The following is a 15,744-nucleotide window of genomic DNA, read 5'->3' as shown; positions in this document are numbered from 1 at the left end:
CACGCCACTCCGACGTGCCACACAGGCGTGCCACACGGACGAGCCACACCGACGTGCCACACCCACGTGCCACACCGACGTGCCATGGACGCGCCCCAGCCCCGCCACCCACCGTCACCCTCCGTCGACCCGGCCTCCGAATCACCGGGCCGGATGGCAGGCTTGGGGCATGCGCCGACCGATCGCCCTTCTCGCCGGACTCCTGCTCGCGGGCGCCTGCGCCCTGCCCGCCTCCGCCGCCGACGGGGACGGCAAGGGCAACGAGGACTTCACGATCAAGGATCCGCGCATCACCGAGTCCAGCGGCCTCGCCGCCTCGCGTCAGCACCCCGGCATCTACTGGACGCACAACGACCAGGACGAGGGCGCCTACCTCTACGCCGTCGACAGCGGCACCGGCGAGACCGTCGCGAGGATCACCATGACCGGTGTGGGCACCCCGCGCGACGTGGAGGCGATCTCCATCGGGCCGGACAACGAGATCTGGGTCGGTGACATCGGCGACAACGACGGCGTGCAGTGGCCGTTCGTCTGGATCTACCGCCTCCCCGAGCCCAAGACGCTCAAGGACCAGACGATCCGGGCCACGCAGTACGTCGTGAAGTACTCCGACGGCACCCGCGACGCCGAGTCCCTCGCCGTGCACCCCAAGACCGGGCGCGTCTACGTCATCGACAAGCAGGAGGACGGCGGGCACCTGTACGAGGGCCCGGCCAAGCTCTCCGCCTCCGGCACGAACGTCTTCAAGCCCACCGTCCCCGTCGACCTGTGGGCCACCGACGCCGCCTTCTCCCCGGACGGCAGGACGCTCGCCGTACGCGGCTACTTCGGCGGCATCGCCTACGACTGGAACGGCGGCGAACTCAAGCGGCTGGAGCGCATCAGTGTCCCCCTCGGCCAGGGCGAGTCCGCCAGCTACTCGACCGACGGCACCAAGCTGATGCTCGGCAGCGAGGGCGTCGGCAGCGCGGTGGTCGCAGAACCCGCACCCGGCGACACCGGCTCCTCCGACTCGTCCTCCGGCAGCGGCAGTTCGGCCTCGTCGGACGACGGGGGCAGCGGCCCGGACGGCAACCTCAAGGTCGGCGCCTTCGCGGTGATCGGCGCGTGTGTCGTCCTGTTCGGGATGCGGCGACTGCTGCGGAGGAGATGAGGGGGAGGAGACGAGAGGGGAGGAGACGAGAGGGGAGGAGACGAGAGGGGAGGAGACGAGAGGGGAGGAGATGAGGGGGATCGCGCAGGGCCGAGAGGGGGCCAGTGGGCCCTGACAGCGTCACCGGGCCCGGCCCGCCGAACTTGCGATCTCCTGCGAAGGATCATCCCGCTCCGCATGGACACCCCGCCCGTGGCACCCGAAGTCGCCCAGGTGCTCAAGCACAACCGTCAGGCTCAGCCTCGCCGGACATGAAGCGCTGCCGGAGCCCACGCCGTAGGGGGTGGCTCTCCTCTAGGCCTGTTCCTCCGCCGCGCGCCGCGCGACGAAGACCTCCAGCCCGTCCAGGATCCGCTGCAAGCCGAACTCGAAGTGGTCGAAGTCGGGGCCCCAGGCGGTCTCGTCCAGGGACGCGAGGAGCGGGTAGCGGCCGGAGGCCATGATCTTCTCCAGTATCGGGGTCTGCGCCTGCCAGAACTCCGTGTCCGTCAGGCCCGTCCGGCGCTCCGCCTCCTGCGCGTACAGCTGGGTGCGCGCGGCCCCGACGACGTAGCCGTCGATCAGGATGATCGCCGAGACCAGTTCGGGGTCGGTCAGGCCCATCGGCTTGATGCGGTCGAGCACCTTCTCCATGCCGTCGAGGGCGCTGGGGCCGAGGATCGGGCGGGACTGGTTGACCTGGAGCAGCCAGGGGTGGCGGCGGTAGAGGTCGAGGGTCGCGCGGCCCAGGGCTTCCAGCGCCGAGCGCCAGCTGCCGTCGCCGAGGTCGGCCGGGTTCTCGGAGGGGCGCTGGACGCGGTCCAGCATCAGGTCGAGCAGCTCTGCCTTGCCGGGGAGGTAGCGGTAGAGCGACATCGTGCCGGTTCCCAGCTCGGCGGCGACCCGGCGCATGGACACCGACTCCAGCCCCTCCGCGTCCGCGACCCGGACGGCCGCTTCCACGATCTGGTCCAGGGACAGGGCCGGTTTGGGGCCGCGACTGGGGCGTCGGCCCGTCTCCCACAGGAGCTCCAGGGTGCGGACGATATCGCCGCTGCCGCTGGTCTCCGTACCGCCGGTACTGCCCTTGCCGCTCGTCATGCACTTCAGCTTAGGTCCTCCCGGAAAAACTGGGTACGGCGTACGCGTAATCGGGTACGGTGTACTCAGTTAAGGAAAGGGGGACCCCCATGGGTGACGGAAGCGTCGGGAACGACGGATACGGCGACGGATACGCGGTGCGGGCCGAAGGGCTGGAGAAGCGCTACGGCGAGAAGCGCGCCCTGGACGGCTTCGATCTGGCCGTCCGCGAGGGCACGGTGCACGGCCTGCTCGGCCCGAACGGCGCCGGCAAGACCACCGCCGTACGCATCCTGTCCACGCTGGTCAAACTGGACGGCGGCCGGGCGGCGGTGGCAGGTCTGGACGTGGCCCGCAACCCGCGCGAGGTACGGGCGCGGATCGGACTCACCGGGCAGTACGCGGCCGTGGACGAGGTGCTGACCGGCCGGCAGAACCTGGAGATGTTCGGCCGGCTCTTCCACCTCGGCGGCAAGCGGGCCAAGCTGCGCGCCACCGAGCTGCTGGAGCAGTTCGACCTGACCGACGCCGCCGACAAGGGAGTAAGCAAGTACAGCGGCGGGATGCGGCGCCGTCTCGACCTCGCCGCCTCCATGATCCTCGCCCCGGCCGTCCTCTTCCTCGACGAGCCGACGACGGGACTCGACCCCCGCAGCCGGGGCGAAGTCTGGGAGTCGGTACGGGCGTTGGTGGCAAGCGGCACGACCGTCCTGCTGACCACGCAGTATCTGGAGGAGGCCGACAAGCTGGCCTCGCAGATCACCGTCATCGACCAGGGGCGGGCCATCGCCGACGACACCCCGGACGGGCTGAAGAACCTCGTCGGCGGCGACCGTATCGAGGTCGTGGTCGCCGAGCGGTCCGACATCGCACGCGTGGTGAAGGTGGTCGCCCGGGTCTCGGACGGCGAACCCGAGGCCGACGAGGAGGAGTTGCGCGTACACGGCCCGGTCACCGACCGGGTGTCAGCGCTGACCGAGGTGGCGCGGACGTTGCAGGACGAGGGCGTCCAGGTCGAGGACATCGGGCTGCGCAGGCCGAGCCTCGACGACGTGTTCCTGCGCCTGACCGGACACCGCACCGAGTCCACCCCCTCGGCAGAGAAGGAGGCCGTCGCATGACCGCCGTAGACCTGACCGTCCCGGCCACACGCGGCCGCCTGTACTGGGCCCTCGCCGACGTCTGGAACATCGTCCGCCGGGGCATCACCCACTACCAGCGCCAACCGGTGAACATCGCCTGGCAGCTGGGCTTCCCGATCCTGTCCGTCCTCCTCTACGGCTATGTCTTCGGCAGCGCCATGAAGGTGCCCGGCGGCGGGGACTACAAGGACTTCCTGATGCCGGGCATGTTCGTGATGACGATGGCCTTCGGCTTCATCAACACCGCGACGCTGGTCGTCTACGACTCGACGAAGGGCGTCATCGACCGCTTCCGCTCCATGCCGATGGCCTCGTCCGCGGTGGTCGCCGGGCGCGGGATCACCGATCTCCTCGCCGCCTGCGCCGAGTTGGCGATCATGATGCTGACGGCCTTCGCGATGGGCTGGCGCCCGGACGGCGGCCTCGGCTTCCTCGGCGCCTTCGGTCTGCTGCTGTGGCTGCGGTTCGCGCTGATCTGGATCGGGGTGTGGCTGGGCCTGCTGGTGCCCAACCCGGAGGCCGCCGGTGGCCTGTTCGCCGTCGCGTTCCCGCTCACGATGATCTCCAGCATCTTCGTCGCGCCCCAGCTGATGCCCGACTGGCTGGGCTGGGTGGCGGCCTGGAACCCGATCTCCTCCACGGCGGCGGCCAGCCGCGAGCTGTTCGGGGTGCCGGGCACGGCTGCGGCCGGGGACTCCTGGGTCGAGCAGCACGCGCTGCTGATGGCCGGGGTGTGGCCGGTGATCCTGACCCTGATCTTTCTGCCGCTCGCGGTACGCCGTTTCAGGAAGCTCAGCCGCTGACACCGCCGGTCAAGGGGACCCGTCCGCCTTCGGCAGCATGATCGTCCGGGACACCACGAACGTCGCCGGAATCGCCACCATCGACGCGAGGAGCGGAGCGAAGCGGCTGCCCGCGTGGAGGATGTCGACGATGACGTACACGCCGGCTGTCGTCACCACGAAGCTGGTGGCGTTCGTCAGGGGGAACAGGAGGAATTTCCGCCAGGTCGGTCGGGTCCGGTAGGTGAAGCGGGTGTTCAGGAAGAAGGATCCGGTCATGCTGAGGGCGGTGGCGAGGAGGTGGGCGGCCATGTAGGGGAGATGGGGGAGGAAGAGGAGGTAGAGGCCGTAATACGTCCCGGTGTTGATGACGCCGACGATGGCGAAGACGAGGATCTGACCCGATATCGGGCGGGTCTCCTGGGCTGCTGTTCGGGTGCTCATCAGGGAATGAGGTCCTTGGCCGCGTGGCCGCCGCACGATGGCCGGTCGTGGGATCGTTCCACGTTTGTCGCCTTGATCAGGAAGTGCGGGCGGCCTTTGACCTCGTAGTAGATCCGGCCGGTGTATTCGCCGATGATTCCCATCATGATCATTTGCATGGCGGCCGCGGCGGTGACGGCGGTGATGATCGTGACGTAGCCCGGGGTCTGCACGCCGTTGATGAGCGCGGCGCCGACGATCCACGCCGTATACAGGCCGGTGCACAGCAGCAGGCCCATGCCCAGGTAGAGGGCGGCGCGCAGGGGCCGGTTGTTGAAGGAGAGCAGGCCGTCGAGGCCGTAGTTGAGAAGGCTGCGGAAGTTCCAGGAGCTGTGGCCCTGGGCGCGTACGGCGTTCTCGTACTCGAAGGTGGTGCTGGGGAAACCCACCCATGCGAACAGGCCCTTGGAGAAGCGGTTGTACTCGGTCAGGTCCAGAACCGCGTTCACCACACGTCGGGAGAGCAGACGGAAGTCGCCCACGCCGTCGATGAGTTCGATGTCGACGAGCCGGTTGATGAGGCGGTAGTAGAGGCGGGCGGTGACCGTGCGGGTGAGGCGGTCGCCGGTCCTGGTGCGCTTGGCGATGACCTGGTCGTAGCCCTGGGCATGCAGTTCCACCATGCGGTGGATCAGCTCCGGCGGGTGCTGGAGGTCCGCGTCCATGACGATCACGGAGTCTCCCGAGGCGTGCCGCAGACCGGCGAGCAGGGCTGCCTCCTTGCCGAAGTTGCGGCTGAAGGAGAGATAGCGCACACGCGCGTCGAGTTCGGCCAGGCGCTCGAGTTCGGTGAGCGTACGGTCGCTGCTGCCGTCGTCGACGTAGACGAACTCCATGTCGTGGCCGAGCGGCAGGAGTTCCTCGGCGATCTTCTGGACCGCCTCGTGGAACCGGCCTATGACGTCTTCTTCGTTGAAGCAGGGTGCGACGATCGAGATGAGCATGGTTCGGGTACTCCCGGTGAGATCCGGTCGGCGAGCGGTGGTCACGCGCTCGGGTGGTGGTGTGCGCGCCGTCGTCTGACCGCGGCGAGGACGCTGAGGGCGATGAGGGTCAGCAGGGAGGCGGCGCCGACGGCGCCGCCCAGACGCAGGCCCGGTGGGTGGAACGTGCAGGTGAGACTGGTCGAGGAGCCGTCCAGGGGGACGGCGATCAGGCCGTAGTACTGCTTCGCGGGTACGGCGTCGGCGCCACCCGCCGCACAGCGCCAGCCGGCGATGCGCGGGGCGGCGACGACCGCGGTTCCCTTGCTGCCGGGCGGCAGTTCGGCGCGGATCGTGCCGTCGGAGACCGACACCTTCGTGGCGCCGGTGCTCTTGAGCCGCTCTACGGCGGTGTGCAGCCGGGCGGTGTCCAGGCAGCCGACGGCGCCGTCCGGGATGAGCCCCGTCTTGTCGGGTGACAGGTCGATCCGCAGGCGTCCGGAGGCCGGGACCGTGCCGAGCCGCTGCATGGCGGCGATCTTGGTGACCGGGTGGTCGGACCGGAACCGCCCGGTCAGGCCGTGGGCCGAGTCACCGGCGATCCGCGCGGTGCCCGAGAAGTGCGGCGCCCACAGGTAGACCTCGCTGCCGGCCGGGCACCGGGCCGTGATGGTCGGCTTCCGCCAGGCGGTCGCGGGTCCGGGGACGCCGATGAGCAGGCCCGGCCGCTCGTCGTCGCTGGGGCCCGGCTGCTTCCCGGCGCTGGTGCGCACCGTGAGGCGGGGCACGGTGTAGACGCGGGTGCCCAGCAGGAGTTCCTGGTTGCGGTAGGGCGACGGCCCGAATGCAGAAACGTTTGTCCGCGGACCGGCGGGGGACGGGCGCACGGTGGCCAGGGGCGGCACGTCCTGCCGTGACACGGTCACCTGGCTGCCGTCCTGCGGGAAGAAGCCCTGGTGCGGGTCCGGCGGGGAGTGGACCCGTGCGCCGACGGAGAAGATCGCGTCCGTGACGGCGTTGTCCAGGCTCTGCATGTTGCGGCCGCGTGAGGTCCAGCCGTCCCCGAGGGCAGTGAGCGTGCGGGTGAGGACGTCGGAGGTCAGGCTGCTGTAGTACTGGGCGCCCTGACCGCCCACCATCAGCGGGTCGTTGCCGACGGTCTGCTCGCGGCCCGGGTCGGTACGGTACCGGGGCCAGCCGTCGGCCTCGGCGATCACGTCCGTCTGCCGCTGCTGCCGCTCTCCCCAGGGCGCGTAGTAGTTCTTGTGCCCCAGGCGCATCCGAGTGGCGACCGCGGAGGTGGCGGTGACCTCGCCGACCTGCGTGCCGATGAGCAGGGCCACGGCCAGTCCGGCGAGTACGGTCCTGCGCCCGCCCTGGTGGCGGGCGAGCAGAGCCAGCCCGCACAAGGCGAACACGGCGGCGACCAGGGCGACCGGCAGGGTGAACGGGTGTTTCGTCAGCTCACTGCCGCTCGCCACAGCGATGATCAGTGCGAGCAGCCCACCCGCCGCACCCAACGCGCGCGTTCCGGGGAGGCCGTACGACAGGGCATGCCACGCGGCGATCACCAGCAGCCCGCAGAGCACGAACGTCTGGCGGTACGAGCTGCCCTGCGGGGTGGTGAAAGCGTGCCAGAGCAGGTGCGTCGGGCCCCACTGGAGCGACAGCGTGACCGCGATCACGAGCAGTGTCCAGCCGAGGCGCACCCGCCCGGGGACCTTGCGGTGGAAGGGGAGGGCGAGGGCGAGCAGTAGCGCCGCGGTGCCGACGTACACGGCCGGCGAGCCGAAGTCGTACGTCGTCGGCAGCAGCCGCGCCAGCAGATCCTCCGTCGCCCGGGGCGTGAACTCCCGGACCCTGCCGGGGTAGGCGTGCCTGGTGCCGAAGTACACGACGGCCACCAGCGGCGCCGCCAGACCCACGCCGAGCCCGACGGTGACGACGGCGCGACCCAGCGCGGCGAGGCTCCGGCGCCACGGGTGACGGACGAGCCACAGCCGCAGCAGCAGCACCAGGCCGGCCGCGAGGGTGGCCATGTAAGCCGTGTAGAAGTTGGCGATCCAGGCGACCGCCACGACCACCACGCCGAGCACCCGGCGCCGGTCCTCCAGCGTCCACTCCCCGACCAGGCACAGCAGCGGCAGGGCGAGCAGGCCGTCGAGCCACATCGGGTTGTACACGCCGGCGGACAGGGTCCAGCCGCACAGGGCGTACGACGCTCCGAGCAGCCCTGCCACCCACCAGCGGCCGGGGCGCAGCCGCAGCAGCAGCCACGCCATGGCGGCCCCGGCCGACGCGATCTTCAGGAGGGTGATCACATACACCGCGAGGTCGATCTCGTCCCGTGGGAACAGGGCCACGAGCAGCGCGAAGGGGCTGCTGAGATAGGTACCGAGGTCGGGAAGGAAGCCGGCGCCGAATCCCGACTGCCAGTTGACGAGCAGCCCGCCGTCGGCCCTTCCGTGCAGCAGGTCCCACAGGTGGGCGTGGAAGGGGACGTACTGGCTGCCCAGGTCGCTGACGTTTCGCGTGCGGAAGCCGAAGGGGTGGCTACGGGCAACGATGTCGCCCGCGCACAGCACTGTGACCGTGACGAACGCCGACAGCAGCGCGGCGGTCGGCCTGGGGCCGGTGGGGCGGGACAGCCGTAGACGGGTCCGGGCTATCGGATTCACGCCCTGTCCCCGGGAAGGCTCGAGCCACATTCTCCCGTATTCCTCCAGAAAGCGCACCATCGGTTCGCCGGTATAGAGGGGTATTGATCGCCGATGGTTGTGTTGCGTCCGGAAGTCGGGGATTAATTCCGCATACGGGTGTGGGAAGTCCGGAAAGAGATCATGACGGAAGAGGGGACGGAGCTTCGTATGAATGACGTGTGGGTGAACGCGACCCGCACCCGTGTCGGCGTCCGTGGCCGCGCACGTGCCCGCGCCCGGCTGTCCTGAGGCTGCGGATGCGGCCTGGTTCTTGACGTGGCCGAGTGGCATGACTTCCATGGAAGGTGCGGGATATGGGAGCGCTCCCATATGTTCCGGGCCCGCGCCTCCGAGAGGAAGCAGCGACATGTTCCGCAGTTTGCGAAGAGCGCTGTGCGTGGTGGCCGCCGCGCTCCTGTTACCGCTTGCCGGAATCGGCGCGCAGCCGGCCCACGCGGCTGAGGCGGGCGCCGGCTACTGGCACACCAGTGGCCGCCAGATCCTGGACGCGGCCGGGCAACCGGTCCGTATCGCCGGCATCAACTGGTTCGGCTTCGAGACCGGCAACCACGTCGTCCACGGCCTGTGGGCCCGCGACTACAAGAGCATGCTCGACCAGATGACCTCGCTGGGCTACAACACCCTCCGCCTGCCCTTCAGCGACGACATCCTCAAGCCCGGCACCATGCCGGACAGCATCAACTTCGCCGACGGCAAGAACGCCGACCTGCAAGGGCTGACGTCCTTGCAGGTGATGGACAGGATCGTGGCGTACGCAGGCCGGATCGGCCTCAAGATCGTCCTCGACCGGCATCGCCCCGACGCCGGCGGCCAGTCGGCGCTCTGGTACACGTCGGCGGTTCCCGAGTCGACCTGGATCGCCAACCTCAAGTCGTTGGCGACGCGTTACGCCGGCAACCCGACCGTCGTCGGCATCGACCTGCACAACGAGCCGCACGACCCGGCGTGCTGGGGCTGCGGCGACACGACCCGCGACTGGCGCCTCGCCGCTCAGCGGGCCGGCAACGCGGTCCTGTCCGCCAACCCGGACCTCCTCATCATGGTCGAGGGCGTCCAGTCGTACGACGGCGTCAACGGCTGGTGGGGCGGCAACCTCATGGGCGTCGCCCAGTACCCGGTCCAACTGGACGTCCCCAACCGGCTGGTCTACTCAGCCCACGACTACGCCACCAGCGTCGCCCAGCAGCCCTGGTTCAGCGACCCGTCGTTCCCCGCCAACCTGCCGGGCGTCTGGGACAAGTACTGGGGCTACATCTTCAAGCAGAACATCGCCCCGGTCTGGCTCGGCGAGTTCGGTACGACACTCCAGCCGGCGGCGGACCAGAAGTGGCTGGCCACGCTCGTGACCTACCTGCGCTCGACCTCGACGTACGGCGCCGACTCCTTCCACTGGACCTTCTGGTCCTGGAACCCCAACTCCGGCGACACGGGCGGCATCCTCAAGGACGACTGGCAGACCGTCGACACGGTGAAGGACGGCTACCTGGCGAGCATCAAGGCGCCGGGATTCCCGGCCGGCGGCGGGGGAGACCCCGACCCGGACCCGGACCCCGACCCGGGTGGCGGTTCGGCCGCCTGCACCGCCGCCTACAGCGTCAGCAGTGACTGGGGTGGCGGGTTCAATGCCGAGGTGAAGGTGGCCAACACGGGGACGACTCCGCTCAAGTCCTGGAAGGTGACGTGGACCTGGAGCGGCACCCAGAAGGTCACCAGTATGTGGAACGCGTCCTACACGCAGAGCGGAGGGACGGTGGCCGCGTCCAACGCCGCGCACAACGGGACGGTTCCGGTGGGTGGCTCGGCGAGCTTCGGCTTCTCGGGGGCGCCCGGTGGTGGTGGCATGCCTGGTGTGAGCTGTACGGCGACCTGAGTACGAGGTGCACGGCTACGTGAGCGCGAGGGGCGCCCGGGTTGGTGCCGGGTTGGTGCCGGGTGTCCCTCTGCCCCTCCGGAGCGGGCGTGCGTTCATGTTCCTTCAACACGCGTGCGGGACAGTTGTGCGCGCACCCATGCATGACCGGGGTTGACGTACGGCCGACCTGCCACGACCACGGTCGGCACGGTCTCGTCGCCGTCGTTGGCCGCCCTGACGGCTGCTGCTCCAGCGGGGTCCCGCCAGATGTCGACCCAGTGCAACCGGCGGGCATCACGGCCCAGCCGGATGCGCAGTCGCAGACAGTACTTGCACCCCGGCCGCCAGAACACGATCGGCCGGCCGTCGACCGCACTGCGGCGCTGAGCCTCCAGGGCCCCGATCGGCCTCGGGAAGAACAGAGGCGAGTTCGCGCCCGCGAGCAGCACGAACAGCAGCAGGAGTGCGACGGCCGCGCCCGGGGCCCCGCTGAGGACCAGCCCAGCGGCCACGACTGAGCCGCAGAGCACGAACAGCATCGGCAGGAGCCAGGCGCGCGTCATGGGGATGAAGGTTATCCCCGGTAGGGCGTCCCCCATCGGTCCAGCGGACACGGGCTTCTCGATCACGTGTTTGCTCGGTATTACGTAATAACGTAATGTCGAGCAGGCGAATGGTGATCTCGACGGGGGAGCAACCCATGAACCGAAGGAAGTTTCTCGGCGCGGCGACGGCGACGGCGGCGGCAGGAGCGTCGCTGCTGCCGGGCAACGCCGCGGCTGCCGGCGACGGCCTGCCCGCGCTTGTCAGGCGATACCTGGACCAGGCGGTGGCCGCGGGCAGTCCGAGTGTGATCTGCGGGGTCGTCCGCGGCCCGCGTACATACGTCGAGGGCGCGGGCGCGGCGGTGGGCCGGTCGGCGCCGGACGGCAGGACGGTGTTCCAACTCGGCTCCATCACCAAGACGCTCACCGCCACGGCTCTCGCGCGCGCCGTCGGCACGGGCGCGGCACGCCTGGACGCGCCGCTCGTGCTGCCCGCCGGGTTTCCCGTGCCGCGCAAGGGGGCTCGACGGATCACCCTGGCCCACCTGGCGACCCACACCTCCGGCCTGCCCTCCCTGCCGCCGAACCTGCTCGCGGAAGCGGATCCGTACGATCCCTACGCGCACTACACGCTCGACGACCTGGCCGCCGGACTGCGCGACACGGAGCTGAGCACCGAGCCGGGGGCGGTCTACGCGTACTCGAACCTGGGGTTCGGTCTGCTCGGCCAGGCGCTGGCCTTCGACGGCGTCGACCCGATGCTGCGGCACCGGGTGGCGGCGCCGCTCGGCATGGTGGACACGACGACGACCCTGCGGCCGGACATGGTGTCCCGCAAGGCCGTCGGGCATGTCGACGGTGAGCCGGTTCCTGACTGGCACGACCGGGTTCTCAGCGCGGCCGGGACGTCGATGTACAGCACCGCCGACGACATGGTGCGCTTCCTGCGCTCCCAACTGCGGCCCGAGACCTCGCCGTTGCGGGACGCCATCGAACTGACCCAGCGGCCCCGGTTCACGGTGGACCGCAACCTGCGGCTGGGGCTCGGCTGGCACCTGAGCAGGCTGCCCGGCGGCTCCACCATGACCTGGCACAACGGCGGCACCGGCGGGTTCAGCACCTGCGCCGCGTTCAGCCGGGAGAGCGGCGTGGCGGTGGTCATGATGGTGAACACCTTCAGCGAGGAGACCCCGACCGCCGCCCGCCCGGTCGACGCCCTCACCTTCCGACTGCTCGGCGAGCTCGGCGCGGCATGAGTACGACGAAGGGCGCCCGGTGGTTGACGGGCGCCCTTCGGGGTCGTGGGGGTCGTGGGGGGCGACCACGCCGGGTCGCCCGCCGGGGGTGTCGACGATGCCGTCATCTTTTCAGCGGACACGGGAGGCCGCGGCGGTCGTGACTCGGGTCGCACCTCACCAAGGCCAGGGAAAGGTATGAGGGCCGTTCGAGGTAGAAGCCCAGGGACACGTCGCTGCCTGCTGCCAGCCGATCGGCGGTGGAGGTGACGAGTCGGGTGAGGTGACGGACATCGCGCTGGGCCGGGGAGGCGAACCGTGGCGCGTACTCCGTCAACCGGTCGCTGAGCCAGGCGGCCCCTGCCCTCGGGTCTTGCCAGGTGCCACGGACCAGCGAGCGTGGTTTGACGAGCCAGTACGCCGTTTCCAGTGGCGGCAGATCCGATGTGGGGAACTCCGCGGCGACCTCGCGGTATCGCTGGAGCAGTTCCGGCCTGCTGCCTGCTGGGGGCGGTTCGGGGTGGGGCGGGCGGCGCAGTGCCTCCTGGTCGAAGCGGGCCTTCGGGCCGGTCCAGAGGTATCCGTGGTGGTGCACGGGTTGTCCCTGTTCGGGTTCGGTGTCGATGCGTGTGAGTCGGCCGGTCCTGGTCCTGGGCATGGCTGCCCGGACCAGGACCGGCTGTGGGAGGGGGTGGGGGGATGGCTCAGACGGACAGGCCGAAGCGCGCCGGGTCGATGCCGGCCACGGCCAGTTCCTCCGTGGTGAAGCGGAGCGGTTGTACGTCCGGGCGCTTGCTGTCGCCGAGGGCCCAGGCGCCGTCGCCGATCTTGGCCAGCGTTACGCACGACTCGCCGTCCGGGTGAGTGTTGCCGCCGCACGCCTTCACGAACGGGGTGTCGGAGAGGTCGAGGGAGTACAGGTCGTTTTCGTTCGGCATCGCTGCACCTTCCTGTTTCCTGTGGGGAGTCGGGCAACGGCGGTTGCTCTACAGCCTTCCGTGCACCCCGGAGGAGTGATCCCGGATCTCGGTGGCGTGGCGCGCGGCCCGCACGAGGTCACCGGCTTGCTTGCAAGCGAGGAGCTGCCGCCAGTTCGCGGCACATACCTTGCAATCGGGGGCCGGTGCGCAGTCCAAGAGCCATGCGTCGAAGCAGTTGGGCAGCTGTGCCGAAGGTTTGGACGGGTTCCGTACGGCGGTGGCCGACGGATGAGCTGTGCCCTGCCTCATGTTGGCGCTCCTCAGTGGTGCCGGCCATGCCTCGGGAGGCTGCGATGCCTCGCCGCGGGGTTGCTGTAGGTCAGGACGTTAAGGGTCTGGTGGTGACCATCACCAGTGATGTTCATGGATGTTCACACCTCTTTGCTGAGCCTGTTCGTGGCCGATTTTTCTCTTGATCCGGCGCCTTGCTGCGTTGACAATTGTGAACATCTGCGAACGTCCAGCATGCCGGAGGCAGCAATGGCATTACGATTCATCGGGATCGATCCGAACACTGAAACAGAGGAGAGTCCCACCGTTTGGATCGACGAGACCAGGAACGAAGTGGTCATCCAGGGATGGAAGCCGGACAGCGAACTCGAAGCGCAATGCGCCGCGTTCGAGGTGCCCGGCCACGCGGTGGGAATCCCGGACCATGAGGCAGTGGTTCGTGTCCCGGCCCGCATGGTGCCGATCTTGAGGGAGGCGTGCAATGCCGCAGAACGTGCCGAGCTTCACTGAACTCCTGGACGGTGCACAGCACTCGGCTGTCCATCTGGAGATGCGAGACGCATACGGAGTCGCCGGTGAGGCCGACAATTTCGGTCACTGGCAGCGGACGGGAGAACGGGACAACGACCCGGAGTCCCCGCACTGGGGCCCTTGGACAAGCCTCATCCGCCGAACGGTCGCTCGTGGCGTGGTCGTGCGCCGCGCCCGTATCGTGTCGGAGCCGGTCAGTGACTACATCCGCTACGAGCATGCGGGCACGCAGGTCAACATCGGTGCCGGCGAACAGGTGCGGTGGCTGCCGAGGCGGCAGGCATCCGACATCGCACTGCCCGGCAACGACTTCTGGCTCCTGGACGAACGGCTCATCCGCTGGAACCACTTCACCGGGGACGGCGCGTCCGGTGGAGGCGAGATCAGCGAGGATCCGGCCGCGGCGAAACTGTGCGCCGAGGCGTTCGAGGCGGTGTGGGCGCGAGCGACCCCACACGAGGACTACAGGATCAGCTAGCGCGCAAGGCGTACGGTCAGGTCGTGCCCAATTCCCCATCCTCCTCAGCGCAGGCCGCGCGTGAACGCGTCGCGCGGCGGTTGCGGGATCTGCGCGCGGATGCGGGTATCACCGGGAGTGAGCTGGCCGAGCGCTGCGGCTGGACCCACCCGAAGACCTCCCGTCTGGAAAACGCACGTACACCGCCCACTCCCGACGACATACGCCGCTGGTGCGCCGCGTGCGGTGCTGCGGACCAGGCCGCGGACATCATCGCCGAGTCCAGGGACGCCGAGTCGCAGTACAGCGAATGGCGGCGCAAGGCCCGCGGCGGCCTGAAGCGCCTTCAGAACAGCGTCGCGGAACTCCACCGTTCTACGGAACTGTTCCGCGTCTACTCACCCGCCCTGGTCCCCGGCTTTCTCCAGACCGAGGGGTATGCGCGCGCCGTGCTCTCTGCCAATGCCCGGTTGCTCGGCATCCCCGACGACTCCGCAGAGGCAGCGGTGGCACGCGTCGAGCGCTCGCGAATCATCCACGAACCGGGGCACCGTTTCGTCCTGCTGATCGAAGAGAGCGTTCTGCGGTACCGGTTGGGCGACGACGACGCGATGGCGGCGCAGCTCGGCTATCTGCTCACGGCTGGGGCCTTGCCGTCGGTGTCGCTGGGCATCATCCCCATTTCAACCCGTGAACGGGTCATGGGGCCAAAGGAGTTGTTCCACATATACGACGACACACTCGTCTCGGTGGAACTGATGTCGGCCCGTGTCCGCGTCACCCAGCCCTCCGAGATCGCGCTCTACCTAAAAGCATTCGAACAACTCCGGAGCATGGCTGTGTACGGAGCGGACGCCCGATCCCTGATCGTGAAGGCCATCGACGCGCTGGGCTGAGGAAGAGGGAAACCGTGATGAACGAGGGAAGCCAGCAGGTACGCCCCTGGCAGGAACGACTGGAAGCCGGGCATCGGCCTGTCCAGGAGGAGTGGGACTCCCTGGTCCGCGCCTCACAGAGCTTGCGAGCCTGGGAGCCCGACATCGTCCCCGGCCTGTTCCAGACGGCCGACTACGCGCGCTGCGTCTTCGAAAGTCTCGCAGAACTGAGGAACACCACCAGGGACACGGACGACGCGGTACGTGCGCGGATGAAGCGGCAGGAGTGGCTGCACCTGCCCGGCAAAGAGTTGCACCAGCTGATCTGGGAAGGGGCGCTGTGCGCCCGACTCGGTTCACCGGAGGTCATGGCGGGGCAACTGTACCGGATCCTTGCGGTGTTGGACCTCGACAGTGTCCGCCTCGGAGTGGTGCCGTTCGATGCCGTGCTCCGGTTGCCGGTCGGCAATGCCTTCACGATGGTGGAAGACCGTCTCGTCGTGATTGAGGACTGGTACGCCGAGCACTGGCTCGACGACGCGGATGCGATCGCTCTGCACCGACGGGTCTGGGAGATGCACGCCGCGTCTGCCGTGTACGGCTCGGAAGCCAGGCGCATCGTGGCCCGGGTACGACGAGACCTCGACGCCTGAGCGCAGCACGTACGGGCGTACCGGATCGTCCCCCGTGTGCCAGAGCGGAGTCTGGGGGCGGCGGGGCGGGCGCCGCCAGCAGGCTTCCTCGGGCGGGAAGGGAAGGTAGCGGCCGGCCGTGCG

General features: G+C 69.2%; 16 protein-coding genes. 9 read left to right on the top strand and 7 right to left on the bottom strand.

Annotated elements, in window-relative coordinates:
- Positions 1-169 precede the first annotated feature (169 nt).
- The gene (locus KUM44_RS05985) at positions 170-1,153 is read left to right on the top strand and encodes a WD40 repeat domain-containing protein (RefSeq protein ID WP_217206679.1); all 984 of its coding nucleotides are present in this window, start codon (positions 170-172) and stop codon (positions 1,151-1,153) included.
- 294 nt (positions 1,154-1,447) lie between these two features.
- Here the strand turns inward: KUM44_RS05985 and KUM44_RS05980 are convergent, their stop codons facing one another.
- Complete coding sequence (locus KUM44_RS05980; protein ID WP_217206678.1) at positions 1,448-2,233, bottom strand: TetR/AcrR family transcriptional regulator; 786 nt, start codon at positions 2,231-2,233, stop codon at positions 1,448-1,450.
- Positions 2,234-2,322: 89 nt separating this feature from the next.
- On the opposite strand from KUM44_RS05980, the gene KUM44_RS05975 reads away from it, so the two are divergent.
- Positions 2,323-3,333, top strand: a complete 1,011-nt coding sequence (locus tag KUM44_RS05975) for an ATP-binding cassette domain-containing protein (protein WP_217206677.1) — start codon at positions 2,323-2,325, stop codon at positions 3,331-3,333.
- The gene (locus tag KUM44_RS05970; RefSeq protein ID WP_217206676.1) at positions 3,330-4,157 is read left to right on the top strand and encodes an ABC transporter permease; all 828 of its coding nucleotides are present in this window, start codon (positions 3,330-3,332) and stop codon (positions 4,155-4,157) included. The genes KUM44_RS05975 and KUM44_RS05970 overlap by 4 nt, the downstream gene beginning before the upstream one ends.
- Before the next feature lie 9 nt (positions 4,158-4,166).
- Here KUM44_RS05970 and KUM44_RS05965 read toward each other — a convergent pair whose 3' ends face one another.
- From KUM44_RS05965 to KUM44_RS05955, 3 genes are read right to left on the bottom strand one after another with little or no spacing between them, the layout of a single operon-like run.
- The gene (locus KUM44_RS05965; RefSeq protein ID WP_217206675.1) at positions 4,167-4,580 is read right to left on the bottom strand and encodes a GtrA family protein; all 414 of its coding nucleotides are present in this window, start codon (positions 4,578-4,580) and stop codon (positions 4,167-4,169) included.
- Positions 4,580-5,563 (bottom strand): glycosyltransferase family 2 protein, encoded by a 984-nt coding sequence (locus KUM44_RS05960; RefSeq protein WP_217206674.1) that lies wholly within the window; start codon positions 5,561-5,563, stop codon positions 4,580-4,582. The genes KUM44_RS05965 and KUM44_RS05960 overlap by 1 nt, the downstream gene beginning before the upstream one ends.
- A gap of 41 nt (positions 5,564-5,604) precedes the next feature.
- On the bottom strand, positions 5,605-8,250 hold the full coding sequence (locus KUM44_RS05955) for a YfhO family protein (RefSeq protein WP_217206673.1): 2,646 nt from the start codon (positions 8,248-8,250) through the stop codon (positions 5,605-5,607).
- 358 nt (positions 8,251-8,608) lie between these two features.
- On the opposite strand from KUM44_RS05955, the gene KUM44_RS05950 reads away from it, so the two are divergent.
- The gene (locus tag KUM44_RS05950) at positions 8,609-10,132 is read left to right on the top strand and encodes a cellulase family glycosylhydrolase (RefSeq protein WP_217206672.1); all 1,524 of its coding nucleotides are present in this window, start codon (positions 8,609-8,611) and stop codon (positions 10,130-10,132) included.
- A gap of 95 nt (positions 10,133-10,227) precedes the next feature.
- Here the strand turns inward: KUM44_RS05950 and KUM44_RS05945 are convergent, their stop codons facing one another.
- Positions 10,228-10,677 (bottom strand): glutaredoxin domain-containing protein, encoded by a 450-nt coding sequence (locus tag KUM44_RS05945; protein ID WP_217206671.1) that lies wholly within the window; start codon positions 10,675-10,677, stop codon positions 10,228-10,230.
- Between the two features lie 137 nt (positions 10,678-10,814).
- Here KUM44_RS05945 and KUM44_RS05940 point away from each other — a divergent pair, with 137 nt between their 5' ends.
- A complete protein-coding gene (locus tag KUM44_RS05940) occupies positions 10,815-11,915 on the top strand; it encodes a serine hydrolase (protein WP_217206670.1) in 1,101 nt (366 codons plus the stop codon).
- 103 nt (positions 11,916-12,018) lie between these two features.
- Here the strand turns inward: KUM44_RS05940 and KUM44_RS05935 are convergent, their stop codons facing one another.
- Positions 12,019-12,489 (bottom strand): hypothetical protein, encoded by a 471-nt coding sequence (locus KUM44_RS05935; RefSeq protein WP_217206669.1) that lies wholly within the window; start codon positions 12,487-12,489, stop codon positions 12,019-12,021.
- Between the two features lie 109 nt (positions 12,490-12,598).
- Positions 12,599-12,832 (bottom strand): DUF397 domain-containing protein, encoded by a 234-nt coding sequence (locus tag KUM44_RS05930; protein WP_217206668.1) that lies wholly within the window; start codon positions 12,830-12,832, stop codon positions 12,599-12,601.
- A 522-nt stretch (positions 12,833-13,354) separates the two neighbouring features.
- Between KUM44_RS05930 and KUM44_RS05925 the strand changes: the two genes are divergently transcribed.
- The 4 genes from KUM44_RS05925 to KUM44_RS05910 are packed head-to-tail and all read left to right on the top strand — an operon-like array spanning position 13,355 to position 15,621.
- The gene (locus KUM44_RS05925) at positions 13,355-13,615 is read left to right on the top strand and encodes a hypothetical protein (protein WP_217206769.1); all 261 of its coding nucleotides are present in this window, start codon (positions 13,355-13,357) and stop codon (positions 13,613-13,615) included.
- On the top strand, positions 13,587-14,114 hold the full coding sequence (locus tag KUM44_RS05920) for a DUF6879 family protein (RefSeq protein WP_217206667.1): 528 nt from the start codon (positions 13,587-13,589) through the stop codon (positions 14,112-14,114). The genes KUM44_RS05925 and KUM44_RS05920 overlap by 29 nt, the downstream gene beginning before the upstream one ends.
- Before the next feature lie 23 nt (positions 14,115-14,137).
- Entirely contained in the window at positions 14,138-14,989 is an 852-nt protein-coding gene (locus KUM44_RS05915; RefSeq protein WP_217206666.1) for a helix-turn-helix transcriptional regulator, read from the top strand.
- A gap of 17 nt (positions 14,990-15,006) precedes the next feature.
- Entirely contained in the window at positions 15,007-15,621 is a 615-nt protein-coding gene (locus KUM44_RS05910; protein ID WP_254389076.1) for a DUF5753 domain-containing protein, read from the top strand.
- Positions 15,622-15,744 lie beyond the last annotated feature (123 nt).

The sequence above is a fragment of the Streptomyces sp. AC550_RSS872 genome (assembly GCF_019049285.1).
Lineage (GTDB): Bacteria > Actinomycetota > Actinomycetes > Streptomycetales > Streptomycetaceae > Streptomyces.
The sequence above is the reverse complement of the archived record's forward strand: the minus strand, read 5'-3'. Positions and strand labels throughout refer to the sequence as shown.

Bases quoted from the DNA above. Each gene is read 5' to 3' on its own strand.
- KUM44_RS05985 (WP_217206679.1), top strand. From the start codon at position 170: ATGCGCCGACCGATCGCCCTTCTCGCCGGACTCCTGCTCGCGGGCGCC.
- KUM44_RS05980 (WP_217206678.1), bottom strand. From the start codon at position 2,233: ATGACGAGCGGCAAGGGCAGTACCGGCGGTACGGAGACCAGCGGCAGC.
- KUM44_RS05975 (WP_217206677.1), top strand. From the start codon at position 2,323: ATGGGTGACGGAAGCGTCGGGAACGACGGATACGGCGACGGATACGCG.
- KUM44_RS05970 (WP_217206676.1), top strand. From the start codon at position 3,330: ATGACCGCCGTAGACCTGACCGTCCCGGCCACACGCGGCCGCCTGTAC.
- KUM44_RS05965 (WP_217206675.1), bottom strand. From the start codon at position 4,580: ATGAGCACCCGAACAGCAGCCCAGGAGACCCGCCCGATATCGGGTCAG.
- KUM44_RS05960 (WP_217206674.1), bottom strand. From the start codon at position 5,563: ATGCTCATCTCGATCGTCGCACCCTGCTTCAACGAAGAAGACGTCATA.
- KUM44_RS05955 (WP_217206673.1), bottom strand. From the start codon at position 8,250: ATGTGGCTCGAGCCTTCCCGGGGACAGGGCGTGAATCCGATAGCCCGG.
- KUM44_RS05950 (WP_217206672.1), top strand. From the start codon at position 8,609: ATGTTCCGCAGTTTGCGAAGAGCGCTGTGCGTGGTGGCCGCCGCGCTC.
- KUM44_RS05945 (WP_217206671.1), bottom strand. From the start codon at position 10,677: ATGACGCGCGCCTGGCTCCTGCCGATGCTGTTCGTGCTCTGCGGCTCA.
- KUM44_RS05940 (WP_217206670.1), top strand. From the start codon at position 10,815: ATGAACCGAAGGAAGTTTCTCGGCGCGGCGACGGCGACGGCGGCGGCA.
- KUM44_RS05930 (WP_217206668.1), bottom strand. From the start codon at position 12,832: ATGCCGAACGAAAACGACCTGTACTCCCTCGACCTCTCCGACACCCCG.
- KUM44_RS05925 (WP_217206769.1), top strand. From the start codon at position 13,355: ATGGCATTACGATTCATCGGGATCGATCCGAACACTGAAACAGAGGAG.
- KUM44_RS05920 (WP_217206667.1), top strand. From the start codon at position 13,587: ATGCCGCAGAACGTGCCGAGCTTCACTGAACTCCTGGACGGTGCACAG.
- KUM44_RS05910 (WP_254389076.1), top strand. From the start codon at position 15,007: ATGAACGAGGGAAGCCAGCAGGTACGCCCCTGGCAGGAACGACTGGAA.